This is a genomic window from Anaerophaga thermohalophila DSM 12881 (assembly GCF_000191885.1).
Taxonomy (GTDB): Bacteria; Bacteroidota; Bacteroidia; order Bacteroidales; family Marinilabiliaceae; genus Anaerophaga; species Anaerophaga thermohalophila.
This window is the reverse complement of the sequence record NZ_AEWI01000037.1, coordinates 60,402-78,229: the sequence shown is the minus strand read 5'-3', so window position 1 is coordinate 78,229 and position 17,828 is coordinate 60,402. Positions and strand designations below refer to the sequence as shown.

The 17,828-nt window shown below is 43.5% G+C and carries 11 protein-coding genes; 7 read left to right on the top strand and 4 right to left on the bottom strand.

The window, feature by feature from the left end:
* Positions 1-67: 67 nt before the first annotated feature.
* The 3 genes from sov to thiL all read right to left on the bottom strand — a co-directional run bounded on the left by sov (position 68) and on the right by thiL (position 9,309).
* Positions 68-7,420, bottom strand: a complete 7,353-nt coding sequence (gene sov, locus ATH1_RS0111435; RefSeq protein ID WP_010421731.1) for a T9SS outer membrane translocon Sov/SprA — start codon at positions 7,418-7,420, stop codon at positions 68-70.
* 28 nt (positions 7,421-7,448) lie between these two features.
* Positions 7,449-8,030, bottom strand: coding sequence for a Holliday junction branch migration protein RuvA (ruvA, locus tag ATH1_RS0111430; protein ID WP_010421729.1), 582 nt, complete (start codon positions 8,028-8,030; stop codon positions 7,449-7,451).
* A 232-nt stretch (positions 8,031-8,262) separates the two neighbouring features.
* Positions 8,263-9,309: a thiamine-phosphate kinase gene (gene thiL / locus ATH1_RS0111425; protein ID WP_010421727.1), complete on the bottom strand. Its 1,047-nt coding sequence runs from the start codon at positions 9,307-9,309 to the stop codon at positions 8,263-8,265.
* An 861-nt stretch (positions 9,310-10,170) separates the two neighbouring features.
* Between thiL and sufB the strand changes: the two genes are divergently transcribed.
* The 7 genes from sufB (at position 10,171) to queG (ending at position 17,406) form a co-directional block, all read left to right on the top strand.
* Positions 10,171-11,619, top strand: a complete 1,449-nt coding sequence (gene sufB / locus ATH1_RS0111420; RefSeq protein ID WP_010421725.1) for a Fe-S cluster assembly protein SufB — start codon at positions 10,171-10,173, stop codon at positions 11,617-11,619.
* 43 nt (positions 11,620-11,662) lie between these two features.
* Entirely contained in the window at positions 11,663-12,418 is a 756-nt protein-coding gene (sufC, locus tag ATH1_RS0111415) for a Fe-S cluster assembly ATPase SufC (RefSeq protein WP_010421723.1), read from the top strand.
* A 43-nt stretch (positions 12,419-12,461) separates the two neighbouring features.
* Positions 12,462-13,853, top strand: coding sequence for a Fe-S cluster assembly protein SufD (sufD, locus tag ATH1_RS0111410; protein ID WP_010421721.1), 1,392 nt, complete (start codon positions 12,462-12,464; stop codon positions 13,851-13,853).
* A gap of 81 nt (positions 13,854-13,934) precedes the next feature.
* Entirely contained in the window at positions 13,935-15,155 is a 1,221-nt protein-coding gene (locus tag ATH1_RS0111405; RefSeq protein WP_010421720.1) for an aminotransferase class V-fold PLP-dependent enzyme, read from the top strand.
* Positions 15,156-15,203: 48 nt separating this feature from the next.
* Positions 15,204-15,626 (top strand): SufE family protein, encoded by a 423-nt coding sequence (locus ATH1_RS0111400; protein WP_010421718.1) that lies wholly within the window; start codon positions 15,204-15,206, stop codon positions 15,624-15,626.
* Between the two features lie 453 nt (positions 15,627-16,079).
* Positions 16,080-16,397, top strand: coding sequence for an SUF system Fe-S cluster assembly protein (locus ATH1_RS0111395; protein ID WP_010421716.1), 318 nt, complete (start codon positions 16,080-16,082; stop codon positions 16,395-16,397).
* A 55-nt stretch (positions 16,398-16,452) separates the two neighbouring features.
* Positions 16,453-17,406, top strand: coding sequence for a tRNA epoxyqueuosine(34) reductase QueG (gene queG / locus ATH1_RS0111390; protein ID WP_010421714.1), 954 nt, complete (start codon positions 16,453-16,455; stop codon positions 17,404-17,406).
* A gap of 10 nt (positions 17,407-17,416) precedes the next feature.
* Here the strand turns inward: queG and ATH1_RS0111385 are convergent, their stop codons facing one another.
* Positions 17,417-17,827 carry a secondary thiamine-phosphate synthase enzyme YjbQ gene (locus tag ATH1_RS0111385; RefSeq protein ID WP_010421713.1) on the bottom strand — a complete coding sequence of 137 codons (411 nt, stop codon included), beginning with the start codon at positions 17,825-17,827 and terminating at the stop codon, positions 17,417-17,419.
* Position 17,828: the final 1 nt, after the last annotated feature.

Here is a 17,828-nt window from a genome sequence, read left to right as displayed (position 1 = left end):
ATTAGATATTTTTTCATGAATAATCTAACACAAATGATCGATATATTTTAATCTGCTGTTTCAGACTTTATTGTGCCAGCGAAAATCTGAAGCTGACGCCGACATTTGTATTGTAAGTGGGGTAAGAAGAGGAGATATAGGGGTTGTTGACCTGACGATCGTAGAACAGTTGTACATTAAACCGGTCGCTTAAAACATAATCGGCAGTGATTTTTAGTGTAGTAATCTTTTGTCCTGCTGTCATCTGATTCGATTGTTCCTGTATTTTTCGGATAATAGAAAAATTTTCGCGCAATGAAATGTCGGCCCGCAGGTTGAGGTCTGATGATATTTTTTTCTGGTTGTTCGATTTCCCGAGGATCATGTCCATCTTGTCAAAACGGTAGCCGAGTCCTATAATCCATTCGTCATTGTAATTCTCAATTAACTGGTTGTTATTCAGGCTAAGATGAAGTATTCTGCCTTTTTTGTATTCTGCCCTGGTGCTGAAATTACCCGGCCAGGTAATGTTGAACTGAAGGAAAGGTGAAAACTGTTCGGTTATTGTTACACCATTGATCAGGTACCTTGAGATAAAATTGTTTTGAGCGTCTCTCACAAAACTGAGACCGTCTCCGTTTTCCTGCCATTCGAGGTTGGTCTGGTAATTTCCGATGGTGTAGGTGGATGAATAGGCGTGACTGATATCGAAAGATTTGATGTATTTTTTCAGGAAATCGATCCTGGATAATCCGGTAAAGTTGATGCGCCAGTTGGGTTTAATCTTTGACAGCGACGGGAACGTTTCGGTAAAAATGTTGTCGGCACTTTTCCCGGAATAGGCAGCCAGAAAGGCCGGTACCATCACTTCGCGCGAGGTCAGGTTATACCCGTCTACACCCGATTCGACAGTATGTCCAAGGTCGGGATATCCTTCCGGACTGTAAGGTAGACCGGCTATATTAGAATTCTCGTAATAATCCCCTGTTGTTGGATAGTTGCTTCCGGCTCTTTTTTCGCCAAGCCGGCGGGCTATTATTTCCCTGTTTTTCAGGAACTGATCATACGCGTCCGACTCATAATTTCCCGAATGCTCAATTTTTTCAAAGGCTGTTGCTAAAGTATTGAAACTCATAGAAAAGCTTCCCGACTCCATGGTGTTAAAAACCCCTTTGAATTGATCTCCGTTGAAAAGATAGTATTCGTTAATATTTTTTGAAAAGCGTCTTGTGCCTGTCAGATCAATCCGAAGACCATCAAATGGTTCAATGGTTGCTCTTATATTCAGGTCTTCGGAGTGGGTCATAATATACGGACTGTTTAGGGTGCTGTCGGTTGTCAGCCAGTTGTTTTCGACAGCTTTCATGGCAAAATCCCGGTCCTGGATTCCCAGCAGGAACGGAATACCGGGTGCATTGACACCTTGAACATCAGCATTGCCCAGAAATCCTGATTCGGGCAGATATCCCGGAAGAGAAGTGCCATTGTTGGATGAGTAGGAAACAGAGAGGTTTTTTATGCCGGTGGCTATCCGCACGAGATTGTCGGCGACAATTTTTACCGGTGAAGTTGATGTTTGTTTCTCTCCGGTAATCAAAGTTCGTGCATTGGAAACGTCGCGGGGCGAAGTAAATGTCACCGTGTTGGCATCAATTATCTTGGTTTCTCCTCTTACGGGACGACCATTGCTGTCAAATATACGAACCTGTACATCTCTTGTATCCAGGCGGTGTTGTATCTCGAAAGGCGTGTCTTTTTTGATGTCGAGGCTGTGACTGGTATATCGCAGTTGTTGAGTGCCGCCTGCTCTTTGGTTAGGGCGGGAGAGGTTACGCAGATAATCTACTTTATTGAAAAGTCCGGAAAAGTTGAGTTGGGTATTAGCCTGCATGGTATTGGAATTCCGGATGGTATTCCCCCATTCGTATTCTTCTTCGGTAATGGGCCCCTGTCGCCAGTTAAACTGGGCTCCGTAGTTGATGTTGGCCGATGTCCAGTCCATTAGAGGCAACTTGTTGATTGGGACCCGGTAGCTGGCATTAATGTTGTGCTGATAGTTGGTGGTACGCCCAAAAGACATAAGATTGTGCATTACCGAGTCTTTCCAGTGCTCATATTCATCTTTGTATAAATCTTTGTTGACAGGGCCTTCCGGTTCGTCAATACGGGCATTGGTGATGGTTCTGAAATCGATTTTTAACGATTTAGTAAGGTTATAGGTCATTTCAAAATATCGGTTCCAGTTAAAATCTTTTCTTACCGAAACCGGAATTTTAAAGGTAGGATTGTTCACATTTCGCAGCTGGGATTCATTATAGTCTCGTATAAGTTCCCACCTGTAGTTTAGCTGACTTGGCAAAAGGTAAAAATTGAAATCACGGATAAGCCTGAAAGCCTCTCCGTTGATTTTTTTGAAAGGTTCAATCAACCTGGGCTGGCCGGAATAGTTATAGGCCAGAATACCTCTGTAATTTTTGTTGATTTTGTATTCTGTATTTACGTCCCGGTGACTGGTTTCATTATATGCGTAGGTGGCACTCAGGTTCGAGATATCGTATAGTTTTGTTTCATTGTTTTTGGGTTTAAGTCTGACATTTGTAAAATTGAGACTTTTACGTTTTGTGTAGTCTTCCGACAGATGCCTGATACTGTCTCTTTCTGCTTTGGTGTCTGCATTATCCAAAGCGATATCGATGGGGATGTCAGGATCGAGAGGGTAATATTCGGGTGTGGCAACTTGTTCGCTGACACTGACATACATTGGTGCCGACAACCGTGATTCAGGTCCGAGCAATTTCCCCAGTTCCAGGTTGGTGGCAATATCGTACTGATAATAGTCTTCCTGGCTGCGTTCATTTACACTTTGCTCAATACTTCCAAAGCCAATAGTGCTCACTTTCCCGGCCATTGATACGCTTCCCAGATCGGCCAGTTTTATACTCATCCGGGCATTTGCCGCCCATCCTCCCTCTTCGTTAAAATCGGAAAGGCGGAGTTCGTTAAACCATACTTCGGCGCTTTTATTGTTGATGGAGCTGTTGCGAATACCGATCATTATCGACCGTACATTGGCCAGGTTGGGATTACCTTTTATACTAACTTTATTGCTGGTATTATTGGGATCGGTACGACTGAATTTTTCGTTTATGGCAGCATCGGCATCTCCTGATCCTAAGGCGTCATTGCGTTTCAGTTTAATTTCCTGGAGCAATTCCACCGGAACATTTATCTGGTTATCTTCGGGCCATACTATGTATCTGTCGGCCGTGGAGTTATTACTGTAAGTGCCGTGGGGAGTCAACTTAAGGGGGACTTCATATTCGTAATAATTATTTTTGAAGTCGGAGCCCAAACGGATAAAGGCTGTAATTTCATCATTCTCCAGCGGATATCCTGTAATTTCTTCGGCATGGACTTCCATTTTTATGCGACGATACTGACGCATGTCCATGTTGAGTGTTTTATATACTCCCCGGGCATCCCCTCCGGCCAGTTCTGTTGTTTTCAGTACCATTGACTGTTCGTTGAGCTGCCGTATCTGAGGATTTCCCGGATCGATTATCCGATCAATCCCGGGTGGTAATACATAGTTTACCGGTTTTCTGGTGCCGTTTTCTTCAATATTGACAGTGGCTACTTCGAACTGAGTCCCGGGCGAGGGACTCACCATGTCGTCCGGTTCAAACAAATCGTCCGTATATTTACGCCAGTCGGCCCGTACGAGTTCCATTGTTGCAAAGCGCAAAATGACGGTGTCGGAAAAGTTTTTCAGGAACAGGCGCATGAAACGGATGGAGCTGAAATCGCGTAGTTCTCCTATGGTGGTGTCGGGCTCACTGACCGGTACCTTGAACTGATACCATTTGACGGAACTGCGCTCTCCGTTTTTGAGTTCCACCGTGGATTCAATTTCATCGGTGATAAAATTTTCGCCAACATTCATGTTTCCGGGACGCAGTTGAATTTTGTATTGGTAATAGCTTTCGGTTTCACTCAGGGTATTATCGCGGTTGATGTCTTCCCCGTCGGGGAGGGTAGTAGCTGCCGTGCTGTAGCTTTCGTTGGAATATTCAGATGGCACAGAATTGCCTTCAGGGTTGTTGAAATTTTTATAGCGTTCGAGAATACCGGTTTCTTCCCTGTCGAAATCACTGCCACGATAGTAATGGTAATCGTCGGCAGCGGGATCAATCACTAGATAGAAGTTCCTTTCCCGCTCCGAGTTCATTCCGTTGAGCCCCACATCCTGCATGAAACGTGTTGCGGGATCGTTACTAAAAGCGTTGACCAGACTTTGCCTGGTAGGGACAAACCCCCAAACCGTGCTATCTACATCAAACGGATCCTGGGGGCCGGGCAGTCCCTGCTCAAAGAATTTGCGTGAGTCGCGAAGGATGTCTTCGGATATATTACCCAGGTTGATGTAGAGGTCACCACCACGTTCGGGACTGTCATCGTAAACAAACGGATCCATCATCCAGAATTCGATGTATTCAACGTTCGCAGCCTCAAAGTCGCTGGTTTGTATTTCGCGCATAATACCGGCCCATCGTTGTTCAGGGTTGTTTAGTTTACCTTCGGGGGTGAGATTGGTGTCAAAATTATAGGGGCCGCGTTCGTCGGGATAATAGGCAAGGTTCAAAACCGGAATATTGGTGGGTTCGCCGTAAGCGCTTTCACGATAGGGGAAAATTTCCTTTTCGTAGACCTCTCTCACAAAATGGCTGGACTGTTGATCCGGGTTTTGTCTCAGGTGCGAAGGTGTAAGGTTGTTATTTCGCAGAAAGAGGGGGTCAATGACATACCATGCCAGTTTGGCCCTGTTGAACCCATAAGAAAGATCATTGATGCTGGCAGCCTCAGGAAATATATCGGGCTGCCCCTGGGGCGTACTGGCAAACTTCCATGCGGTCCAGTTTTTTATATCAATGGGAATTTCACTTCCTTCGAAATCGTCGATATACGAGTTGCCTTCTTTTTCGATAACGTTGGGGTGTCCCGGGATAAGTTGGGCAAATTCGCCTTCGAAGGAGATGGATGAAGGTGTGGTGGTTTCAACCAACGGAAGTTTATCGATCCAGGAAGTCAGAGCATTCGATTCGGTATAATAAGCGGCATTGAGCCCCCATATAGTATTGGCGATGGGCTCATCACCAAAGTTAACTTTCTGTGTAAGGGGTCTTTCTCTCAGGTGCATGAGCGTGGCTCCCACGTTAAAGTCTTTATTGAATTGATAGTTGAGATGTGTTCCCAACAATGTTTTTGTTTGCAGGTTAAACATGTCCTGACTTTCAAGTGATACCTGAATGGGTGTACCTGACTCAAGAAGTCCCTCGTTTATGATGCGGATGCGGCCGGTGGTGTAATCGACAGTGTAGTCCTGATTTTCGGTTAGTTTAATTCCTCCCGCGGTTACGACCACAGAGCCTTCGGGAATATTAAAAGCGTTGAGCGAAATTTCGCTGCTGGATGATGATTTGTAGGTTCCCTGAAGTTTGAATTTGTTTCTTTCGGACATTTGCGAAGCATTGGTCAGGGTGGAGTCATAGAGGGCATGAAACACGTATTTGTCTATGAGTTCGGGATAACCCTGCAATTTTTCTTCCAGGTGATTTCCGAATGGTTGTACAACCGGAAAAACGACCCTTCCCTGGTCGGGCAAAATGGTATATCCGGGAACAAAGTCGAATGTACCGTCGGGGTAAGGCTCCAGATTACTGTCGAGGCGGTCGAGTCCCATTATCCCAATCAGCAATTCGCCGTTTAGTCCGCCTTCTTCAGGTTTCGGCCCGTCAGGAAAATAGTTGATGTATGAGCCTTTCGAGTCGTCGAAGTAGACTACGTCCATAATAAAATCATCCGGGCTGACCTGATAAGCACCAATGGCATAAATGTTTTTCATCATCAGGTGCCAGGTCTTGACACTGGGTGCCAGAAGAGTTCCTTTCAGGAGTTTTACATACAGGCTGTTGGGAGCTTCTATGCCGTCGGTGCTTAGCTCGCCGACTCTGTATACTTCACCGTTATAGGTGTATTCGTAGGCTACTGCCAAAACTTCGTCGTTATTAAGCGGACTGTTCAGTGAGATGTATCCGAGCTTTGGATGCAGGGTGTATTCTGATTCTTTGAGGAGGCGTGCATTTTCAATTTTTTCATATTCCCGCGCGCCCCTGAACCCTTGCGATTCGAGTGATGAGAAGGTGGAAGAAACCTCGTTGATATTGCGAATGGCCGAGTAGGTGGTGTTCATCTGTTCGTAAAGGTTGCTGGCTTCGTTCGATGGCAAAGCACCGGGCTGACTGGTCCACAAACCCGGGTTGGTAAGGTTGTCGCCGCTTTCAGCAAGGTCGGCAAAAGCAATAATATTACGGGATTCATCAAAATTATTGCTTCTGTTCGTAACCCAGACTTCTATTTTTGTAATGTTAAAAGGGGAGTTGATTACCGGAAGATGTTTCATGGCTTCATTGTACCTTTCCCTGAAATGGTGAGAAAGAAAGAAGTGCCTGTTTTTATCATACTCATCAACATTGATTTCGAAATCCTGCTGTTGAGCTCCACCCTGGATGTTCATGGTTGATGTTTCCCCTTTTTGTTGAGAGAAGATGGAAGTAACAGTGAGACGGCCGAACTGCATTTCTGTTTTTACTCCGAAAAGACTTTGACTTCCGGTAATAAGTGTTCCCGGCAGGGGTAAAGTTACATTTCCGGCTTCCACTTTTTGCAGTATTTCATCTTCGTGTCCCGAGTATTCGAGGTTTACCTGATTTTCGAAATCAAAAGTAGCATCGGTATTATAATTAATTCCCATTCGGAGCTTGTCACCGATATTCCCCGTAATGTTCATTTGTATTTTCTCCTGGAAATCGAAAGTGGTGGTTTTTCGCATCCGCTCCTGCAAGGTGGGATTATCGATACGGGTATGATTGACACCGATCTGGAGTTCTGCAATTCCCTGCGGACGAATGTTTATGGTTTGACTTCCAAATATACTTTCAACGGCACGGCCGGCTCCGATTCTGATCCCGGATGCGCCCTCACCGGCACCTTCTGTTTCTGCTCTTTGCTGTTCCCAGTAATTGAACATTGATTGTCTTAATTCCTTTTTACGGTATTCTTCGACAGACATTGTATAGGGAAGCTGTACGGGAATATTTCCTACCATTTTATACAGGATAACCAGCCCGGTAGAAGGGTCGTACTCGGCCCGGTATTGAAGATTATCGGGCTGAGGGATGTAAGGCTCCTCTGTTTCAGTATTTTTTGAAATTTGATCGGGCGTAATAATACGGTCTAATTGGAATTGTTCTGCCGTATCGGGGACTTGTGGAATATCGGCCATCCTGGCGGTTGTCTTTAAAGACATGCCAAATGCGTCGCCGGTTGCAAAAACCACGATGGTCAGAGCAGTAAAAAGATATTTGGAAAATGTTTTCTGCATTTAGTAAATTGCGCTGCTATGGTTTAGGTTATAATATCTTGAGCGCCAGTTTTATAATTTCTTCAACTTTACTTCCCGGCTTTTCTCTTAATATTTTGTCAACGACCTTTTGTGAAGGTCCTTTTGAAAAACCCAACATTACTAATGCAGATAACGCTTCTTCAGCGTTTGTATTGTCTTCGGGAACGGCTAATTTTTGTCCTCCTGTTGTTTTTCCTATTTTGTCTTTTAATTCTACAATAACACGTTGTGCTGTTTTGAGTCCGATGCCCTTAATGCTTTTTATCTGGTTTACATTTTCAGTGGCAATGGCTGCCTGAAGCTCATCCGGAGTCATTGAAGAAAGCATCATACGTGCCGTATTGGCCCCAATGCCCGATACCGATATCAAAAGCTGAAAAATCTCTCTTTCTCTTGTGCCGGCAAAACCATAAAGTATGTAGGCATCTTCCCTGATGTTTTCATAGATATATAGAGATGACTCATTCTTTCCTTTCAGGGCTTCATAAGTATTCAACGAAATGTTTATAAGATAGCCGATTCCGTTGTTTTCAAGGACGACATAAGCGGGAGTGGTTTGAGCTATTTTTCCTGATATAAATTCATACATAATTTGAGTTTATCGTTTTGACAATAGTTCGTTAAATTATTGCAATATGCTGTAAGACAATTATTTGAAACAACAATAAGTTTGGCAACAAAGATGCTTTTTAGACCGGGCTCATGATTTATTAACTGAAACTTTCACCTTCTATTCTGCCTTCTGTACTAAGCTTCCGACTTCACTTACCGGCTAACCACTACTGACCAACCACTACTGACCAACCACTACTGACTAACCACTAATTATCCTCTCCTTTTCCCCATCCGCGAGCTTTAAGCGGTACTTCCTCACCTGCATTTGTCTCTAAGATGTATCCTTTTGTTTTGTTGGTGATGTGGCCTGTTAAAAAGACATTGTCGAGTTTCTTTCCTTCTTTTTCAATTTTCCGGTAATCATCGAGCGTAATGGTAAAAAGGATTTCAAAGTCTTCTCCGCCGTTAAGGGCAGCCACTACCGGGTTTATTTCCATCTCGTCGCCGAGTGCCGTGGTTGTATGGTCAATGGGAATTTTGTTTTCGTAGATGTTGCAACCTACATCCGAAGCCTTACACAACCGTAAAAGTGATGCTGCCAGCCCTTCCCGTATCAAAGTCATAGAGGTTGGGCGTATGCCGGCATCTTTCAGCATAGATAATAACCCGATACGGGCTTCGGGTTTGAGTTGTCGCTCCAACAGGTAGTCATAACTTCCGAAATCGGGGTTGGTTTCACTTGTCTCGTTCATTACCTTTTTTTCGCGTTCAAGAAGTTGGAGACCCATAAATGCTGAACCAAGATCGCCGGTAACACATATAAGGTCGTTTTCTCCGGCCCCGAACCGGCTCAAAGGAATGTTTTCTGTGAATCCAAATGCTGAAACAGCAATGGAAAGTCCTGTTAATGAGGACGAAGGTCTGAAACCGATAAGGTCAAGTTCATATTTTTCACAAGCGAGGGAGACTCCATCCATGAGCCTGTCTACTGCTTCGAGCGACATCTTTCCGCTTAGTCCGAGAGCGATACTGATATGTGTTGGTTTCGTTCCCGAAGCTATTACATCGGATATTCCGGAGACGACCGCTTTATACCCCAGATGCTTCAAAGGGAAATAGGTGAGATCAAAATGAATGCCTTCGAGCATCATGGTTTGTGCTGTCACAAGGTTGTCGTCTTTAATCTTTATGATGGCTGCGTCGTTTTCGATGCCTTTAAACGTGGTTTCATGTCGTTTATGAAATATTTTGTCATAACGTTCTATTAAACCGAAAAGACCAATTTCCGACAGAGGGGTGATGGTGTTGCTCATAGCTTCAGTTTTAAAATGCAAAGATATAACAATAGATTTGAACGTTTTATTATCCGATACAAGTAATTTAGTGAGTAGTGCTTAGCGGATAGTTGGTAGTGGTTCGCCAGGAGTGAAACGAGCATGACACAGATTGCCTTAATAGATTATCAGATTTTTAGATATAAGATTTAAGATTTAAGATGAAATGAACATAGATAGGTTTTCCACAATAAGAATATGGATAAATCTTTCATGCGAGTTCCATCCGACCTTAATAAATAAATTATATACGGATGAATAAATGAGTGCAGTATAAAAAGCCTTCAAACTACTGATTTTCACCATTTTACCCCTGCTCCTAAAGGGGAACTGCTAAAAATCAGCAGTTTGAAAAAGTCCCCTTTAGGGGATTTAGGGGTCAAAAGGCTTTTTAAACTGCACTCATAAATTAAAGCATACGGTTCCTGTCCGCCAAAGAGACAAGGCTTATACGGATTAAATTCCTGTCTGAATTTAGATTTAATCTAAATGTTTGGTATCTTTGCGAATTCATTTTTTACATCCATAAATGTTATTAATCCTTAATCCATTGAACCCGGTTTGTTGGGTTGTTGTTAGTTAGTAGTAGAAATGCGACAAAAGAGTCCTGAAACGAGCATATCCATGCGTTGGATTTTTAGATATAAGATAAGCGCCGTATATAAATTTCTCTGTGAATCTCTGTGATTTGCTCCGTGCACCTCTGTGTGACTCAATGAGAAACAATACTTGCAACAGCAAGGGTTGAATTCAGATTTTCCAAAGAATTATTTTTTAGACGCTTTCAAGCTATTAGATCAATAGCTCAGGCTGAAATGAATTGATTAGAATTAGTGGGATATGGCAACAGAACAAGATAAAATACTGGAAGAAGTAACAAGAGGTGAATATAAATACGGTTTCCATACCGATATTGAGATGGATTCGCTTCCAAAAGGTCTGAATGAAGATGTGATCAGGGAAATATCCAAACGAAAAGGAGAGCCCCGGTTTATGTTGGAGTTCAGACTGGATGCTTATCGTAACTGGTTGAAAATGAAAACTCCCGGTTGGGCACATCTTAATATTCCTGAAATCGATTTTCAGGACATCATTTACTATGCTGCTCCCAGGCGTAAGCCTAAGCTTAACAGCCTGGATGAGGTTGACCCCGATCTGAAAGCTACGTTTGATAAGCTGGGTATTCCGCTTGAAGAACAGAAGCAGCTTGCAGGAGTGGCCGTTGATGCCGTCATGGATAGTGTTTCGGTGAAAACTACATTTAGAGAGACATTGGCCGAAAAGGGGATTATTTTCTGCAGTATTAGTGAAGCAATACGTGAATATCCCAATTTGGTGAAGAATTATATAGGCAGTGTTGTTCCACCTGATGATAACTATTTTGCTGCATTGAATTCGGCGGTTTTCTCAGACGGCTCATTTGTGTACATTCCCAGGGGAGTACACTGTCCTGTTGAGTTGTCTACCTATTTTCGGATAAATGCCCGGGATACCGGACAGTTCGAGAGAACACTTATAATTGCCGAGGACGACAGCTATGTCAGTTACCTGGAAGGGTGCACCGCCCCCATGCGAGACGAGAACCAGCTTCATGCCGCAATTGTGGAAATTGTTGTTATGGAACGTGCCGAGGTAAAATACAGCACCGTTCAGAACTGGTATCCCGGCGACAAAGACGGGAAAGGTGGTATCTATAATTTTGTTACAAAACGGGGCTTGTGCAAGGGAGACTATTCAAAAATTTCATGGACGCAGGTGGAAACAGGTTCGGCCATTACCTGGAAATATCCAAGCTGCGTGTTGATGGGCGACCACTCTTCCGGTGAATTTTATTCGGTTGCGCTTACAAATAATCATCAACAGGCGGATACAGGAACCAAAATGATTCATCTCGGGAAGAACACCAAAAGTCTGGTGGTATCCAAAGGTATTTCGGCAGGGAAAAGCCAGAACAGTTACCGTGGTTTGGTAAAAGTATCCAAAAGGGCCGAAAATGCCCGTAACTTTTCGCAGTGCGACTCGCTGCTTCTTGGCGACAAATGCGGCGCCCACACTTTCCCGTATCTTGAGATCAATAATAACACTGCTAAGGTTGAGCACGAGGCGACTACTTCAAAAATTGGTGAAGACCAGATATTTTACTGCAACCAGCGTGGCATTGATACCGAAAATGCGGTTGGCCTGATCGTTAACGGATATGTGAAGGAGGTCATCAATCAGTTGCCTATGGAGTTTGCCGTTGAGGCTCAGAAACTGCTTGAAATCAGTTTGGAAGGTAGTGTGGGTTAATGGTAAATAATTCTTAAGTCAAATTTTTTCATTCAGACAACGTATGCTTTCGATTAAAAATTTACATGTAAAGATAGATGATAAAGAAATACTCAGGGGTATTGACCTGAAAGTCAAGCCCGGAGAAGTACATGCCATTATGGGACCCAATGGCTCCGGCAAAAGTACACTTGCTTCAGTGCTTGCCGGCAACGAAATGTTTGAAGTGAGCGAAGGTGAAGTACTATTTAATGGTCATGATATCCTTGACATGGCCCCTGAAGACCGTGCCCGTGAGGGGCTGTTTCTGAGTTTCCAGTATCCGGTGGAGATTCCGGGCGTGAGCATGGTTAATTTCCTGAGAACGTCTCTCAATGAAATCAGAAAGTATCGGGGACAGGAGCCGATTTCTGCCAGTGATTTTCTGAAGCTGATGCGTGAAAAGATGAGTCTGGTTGACATTGATTCCAATCTTACCAACCGGTCAGTTAATGAAGGCTTTAGCGGCGGAGAAAAGAAAAAAAATGAAATTTTTCAGATGGCCATGCTCGAACCTAAACTGGCCATCCTCGACGAAACCGACTCGGGATTGGATATTGATGCCCTCAGGAATGTAGCGCACGGGGTTAATAAGTTGAAACGACCCGACAATGCCACTATCCTGATTACCCATTATCAGCGGTTACTTGAGTATATTGTCCCCGATTATGTGCACGTTCTTTATCACGGGCGGATTGTGAAAACAGGAGGAAAAGATTTGGCACACGAACTCGAAGCCAAAGGATACGACTGGATTAAAAAAGAGTTTGAAGACCGTTGAAGTGTGATTCCTTTTTTGAGTTGAATATTAATAAGCTGATTGAATGGATAATGTAATTAAAAATATAATAGGAAGGGATGTGACTCTGGATGGTTTGTTCGAAGAAAACCGCCCCCTGATCGAAGGCAACTCTTCCTCCGTTATGAATGCATTGCGTGCCGATGCTTTTGAAGCATTCAGGAGGCTGGGCATACCATCGAATAAGGTTGAAGATTATAAGTACACAAACCTTCAGCCGCTCTTTTCGGGAGATTATACCCTGAGTCTGACCCCGGATATACTCGTTGAAAATGTTGAAGATATTTTTTCCTGCGATGTTGATTCGCTTGATTCGTTCACCATTTTTGTTGTAAATGGCTGGTATTATGCACGTAATAAACCCGACGGTCTTCCTGAAGGTGTCCGTATCGGGAGTCTGGCGCAACTGGCCAAAGAAGACCCGTCATTTCTTGAGAAATATTATGGTAAGAATGCACCTTATCTTTCCGATGGCATTGTGGCTATGAATACCATGTTTGCCAGTGACGGGTTTTACATTCACATTCCACGGGGAGTGACGGTTGAAAAACCTGTTCAGGTTGTCAATATTCTGATGTCGGAGGAACCGTTAATGACCACTCAGCGTAATCTTATTGTTCTTGAAGAAGACAGTGATGCACGTGTAATGGTGTGCGATCATACACTGACATCGGATAAGTTTGTGATCAACAATGTTACTGAAGCTTTTGTGGATAAAAATGCCCGGTTGGATTTTTACAATCTTCAGAATCAGCATAATGCAACAACTCAGGTGGCCGGTTTTTACTTTGAGCAGAAGGAAGACTCGTACGTGAAGACCAATAACCTGACTTTGCATACAGGCGTAGGAAGAAATAATATTACACTTAAACTGGCCGGAACACATGCTGAAGGACATTCATACGGACTCTACCTGCTGGATAAGAATCAGCATGTAGACAATTTTTCCTTTATTGATCACGCGGTTCCGGATTGTTTCAGCGATGAGCTCTTTAAAGGGGTGCTCGACGACCATGCAACAGGTGCTTTTACCGGAAAAATAATGGTTCGTCCTGATGCACAGAAGACCAACGCTTACCAGACGAACAATAACCTGTTGCTGACCAATGATGCAAAAATTAATACCAAGCCACAGCTGGAGATTTATGCCGATGATGTGAAATGCAGCCATGGAGCTACAGTGGGACAACTTGACGAAGAAGCCATGTTTTACCTGCGCAGTCGCGGAATCAACAGGGAGGAGGCCACAATCCTGCTGATGTACGCCTTTGCTTACGAGGTGATTGAGAAGATACAAGTGGAACTTCTTCGTGAGCAGATACGTACTTTAGTTGAAAAACGCTTCCGGGGAGAACTCGACAAGTGCCACTCGTGCGTGGTATGTGGTCAAAAAGGCACCGGTGTATCCTGCATGTAAAAGGTGACAAAATATTTTGAAATACGTTCCGGTGCCTGTTGTTTGTGATCTGCAGGTACCGGATTTATTATATATAAAGCTATGGGTCTTAATATCCAGGAAATAAGAAACGATTTTCCCATCCTTGCCGAAAAGGTGTATGGTAAGCCGCTCGTCTATTTCGACAATGCGGCCACTACCCAGAAGCCGCTTTCGGTAATTGAAGCCGAAGCTGATGTATACCGCCGTATCAACAGTAATATACACAGAAGCGTACACCATCTCGGTAATCTGTGTACTGAAGCTTTTGAAGAGGTACGCAAAAAGGTAGCGGGTTTTATCAATGCCGGAAGTAACGAAGAGATCATTTTCACCAAAGGTACAACCGAGTCAATTAATCTTTTAGCCACTTCGTTAGGGGAGCATCTTTTTTCGGAGGGCGATGAGGTGATTCTGACAGAAATGGAGCATCATTCCAATATTGTGCCCTGGCAATTATTACAGAAACGAAAAGGGATACATATAAAGGTTGTCCCCGTTACCGATGATGGTGAACTGGATATGGATGCTTTCGGGAAACTCTTTTCAGGCAAAACAAAAATTGTTTCCGTAACCCACATTAGCAATGTTATGGGAACAATCAATCCGGTTGGGAAAATGATAGAAAAAGCCCATGCTTTTGATGTTCCGGTGATCATTGACGGGGCCCAGGCCATTCATCATCTTCCTGTTGATGTGCAGAAACTCGATTGCGATTTTTATGTGTTCAGTGCACATAAAATGTATGGGCCCACAGGTGTGGGGATTCTTTACGGAAAACGTGAGTGGCTCGAAAAAATGGAACCATACCAGGGTGGCGGGGAGATGATTGACAAGGTTTCATTTTCCGGGACAACATTCAATGAATTGCCCTATAAATTTGAGGCCGGCACCCCAAATTTTGCGGGCGTTATAGCACTTGGGGCAGCTCTGGAATACCTGGAAAGCAAAAACCTTAATGATATTTGGGATTATGAACACGATCTTTTCGAATATGGCATGAAGAAAATGAAGGCTGTTCCGGGCATTCGTCTGATTGGGCAAGCTTCAGATCATACCAGTGTTATTTCATTCCTTTTGGGGAAAGCTCATCCGTTTGATGTGGGAACACTGCTCGATAAACTGGGATTTGCATTGCGCACCGGCCATCATTGTGCGCAGCCTCTGATGGATCGTTTTGGTATTCCGGGAACGGTCAGAGCCTCTTTTGCTTTTTACAATACCCGCGACGAAATCGACCGTCTTGTCGGGGCTTTGAACCGGGTAGGTACAATGCTTGAATAGTGTATCGGGGCATTCGTATGAAGTTCTTATCTTTGTAAAAAAAGAATCATGACGATAAACGAAAAACAAGACGAAATAATAGAGGAATTTTCTGCCTTTGACGACTGGATGGATAAATATTCCCTTCTTATTGAGATGGGAAACGAACTGGATTCGTTCGATGAAGCACACCGGAAAGACCAGAACCTGATAGAAGGATGCCAGTCAAAAGTTTGGCTGCATGCAGAGTTGAACGACGGGAAAATAGAATTTCAGGGAGATAGTGATGCCATTATTGTGAAAGGTATTGTAGCACTTTTGCTGCGCGTTCTTTCAGGACATACACCCGATGAAATTCTGGATGCCGATCTTTATTTTATAGATAAAATCGGGCTAAAAGAACATTTGTCGCCTACCAGGAGCAACGGGCTGGTGGCCATGATAAAACAAATAAAAGCCTATGCTCTTGCTTTTAAAGTGAAGCAGAACTGATGTTTGGTATTGTTTAGCAATACTCCGTAAAAAGAGTCTGAATTCATAAACTCCCTGTGATCCTGTGCTAAAGCTACGGATTCCGGGATACCCAAAGTTTTTGTTATGAGAAATGTTAGTTTTGATTTGTTGTAAAAATTAGATTATCACTATTATATGAATGAGTGCAGTATAAAAAGCATATTTTTGTCAAAATCAAGGCGTTTTAAATTCTTGTAACGGAGTTAACTTGTTGTTAATGAGGATGCAAAATTTAAAACAACAACGAGTTTGGCAACAAAGATGCTTTTTAGACCGGGCTCATCAATTGTTTTATCTAATATCTAACAACCTAACAACCTAACAACCTAACATCTAACATCTAACAATCTAACAATCTAACATCTAACATCTAACAATCTAACAATCTAACATCTAACAATCTAACATCTAACAATCTAACAATCTGTTGTTATGGAAAAAGAATTCTTAAATATAGAAAGTGATATTGTAAAAGTTCTGAAAACTGTTTATGACCCGGAAATTCCGGTCAATATTTATGATCTGGGACTGATTTACGAGATCGAAGTGCGCGATGAAGGTAAGGTTAAAATTGTGATGACACTTACGTCTCCCAATTGTCCTGTTGCCGAGTCGCTTCCGGAAGAAGTTTACGAAAAAGTGCTTGCTGTGGACGGGGTAAACGATGTGGAGTTGCATCTCACTTTTGATCCACCCTGGTCGAAAGACATGCTTTCTGAAGAGGCCATGCTTGAACTGGGACTTTTATAATCGAGTTTGTTTCTGAAAGAATCTTTTGGTAGTGGATGCATAATGGGTAATATTTATGGATTTAGTGGCCGTCGAACGCGGGCAGTTAATAAGGCAGGAAGCCCTTCGCCTTGGTTTTGATGATGTGGGTTTTGCCCCTGCTGAAGAGATTGGAGAAGAGGCCGGTCATTTCAAACGATGGCTTGGGAGAGGGTATCATGCCGGGATGGATTATATGGCCCGGAATGTAGCGAAACGTACTGATCCGCGTAAGTTGGTCGAAGGAGCAAAATCCGTTGTTGTTGTCCTTCAGAATTATATGCCCCCCCGCAACGAAAAATTAGAATCAGGACTAAAACTGGCAAAATATGCTTACGGTCGCGACTATCATAAAGTAATGAAGAAGCGACTAAAAAAACTGATGTCTTTTATTCAGTCGGATGTGGATACCGCTGCAGAAGGGCGTTTCTTTGTTGATTCGGCTCCTGTCCTCGAACGTTCGCTGGCAATCCGTGCCGGTCTTGGCTGGCGGGGCAAGAATACCAGCCTCATTCATCCACGCCTTGGTTCTTTTGTTTTTATTGGCGAAATAATTCTGAATATTGAACTTCCTACGGGCAAACCGGTAAAAGATGCCTGCGGGGGATGTTCACGATGTATCGATGCCTGCCCGACCAATGCCCTGATGTCTCCATACCAGCTCGATGCCAACCGGTGCATTTCGTATCTCACAATTGAAAACAAAGGTGATATTCCCGAATCCTTTAAGGGCCGATTCGACGGGTGGTTCTTTGGTTGTGATATCTGCCAGGATGTTTGTCCCCGGAACTGGAAAGCACGTCCACACAAAGACCCCGACTTTAGTCTCCGGACTGAATTTCGCGATATGACACGTGAAGAATGGATGACAATGGATGAAAATATTTTTGATGACATATTCAAAGGTAGTCCCATTAGACGTGCCGGATTTTCGGGAATAAAGCGAAATTTGAAATTTGTTACAGAGGATCAATCTCAGCCGCCTTGTTAAAGGATTATTGTCATTTTTCAGTGTCATAAACGGTAATGACTACCCGTCTTTCACTTCTTGGACCATCAAATTCACACAAAAAGATATTTTGCCATGTAGATAATCCTAACCGTCCTTCAACAATAGGAATGGTTTCAGAAGGGCCAGTAAATCCGGCCTTGAGATGAGAATCACCGTTGTTGTCCTGAGCATCATGTTGCCATACGCCATGCGGGATCATCTTTCGAAGCCAGTTTAAAACATCGGTTTGTACCGACTCGTCCCAATTTTCCTGAATCATTATGCCGGCCGTTGCCCCCTGAACATAAACATTTGCCAGGCCCGTCTGAATCTTACATTGAGCAACAAATGCCTCAACCTGACGGGTGATGTCAACCAACTGATCATGACTGTGTGTGGTAATGATTATCGTTTTTTGCATC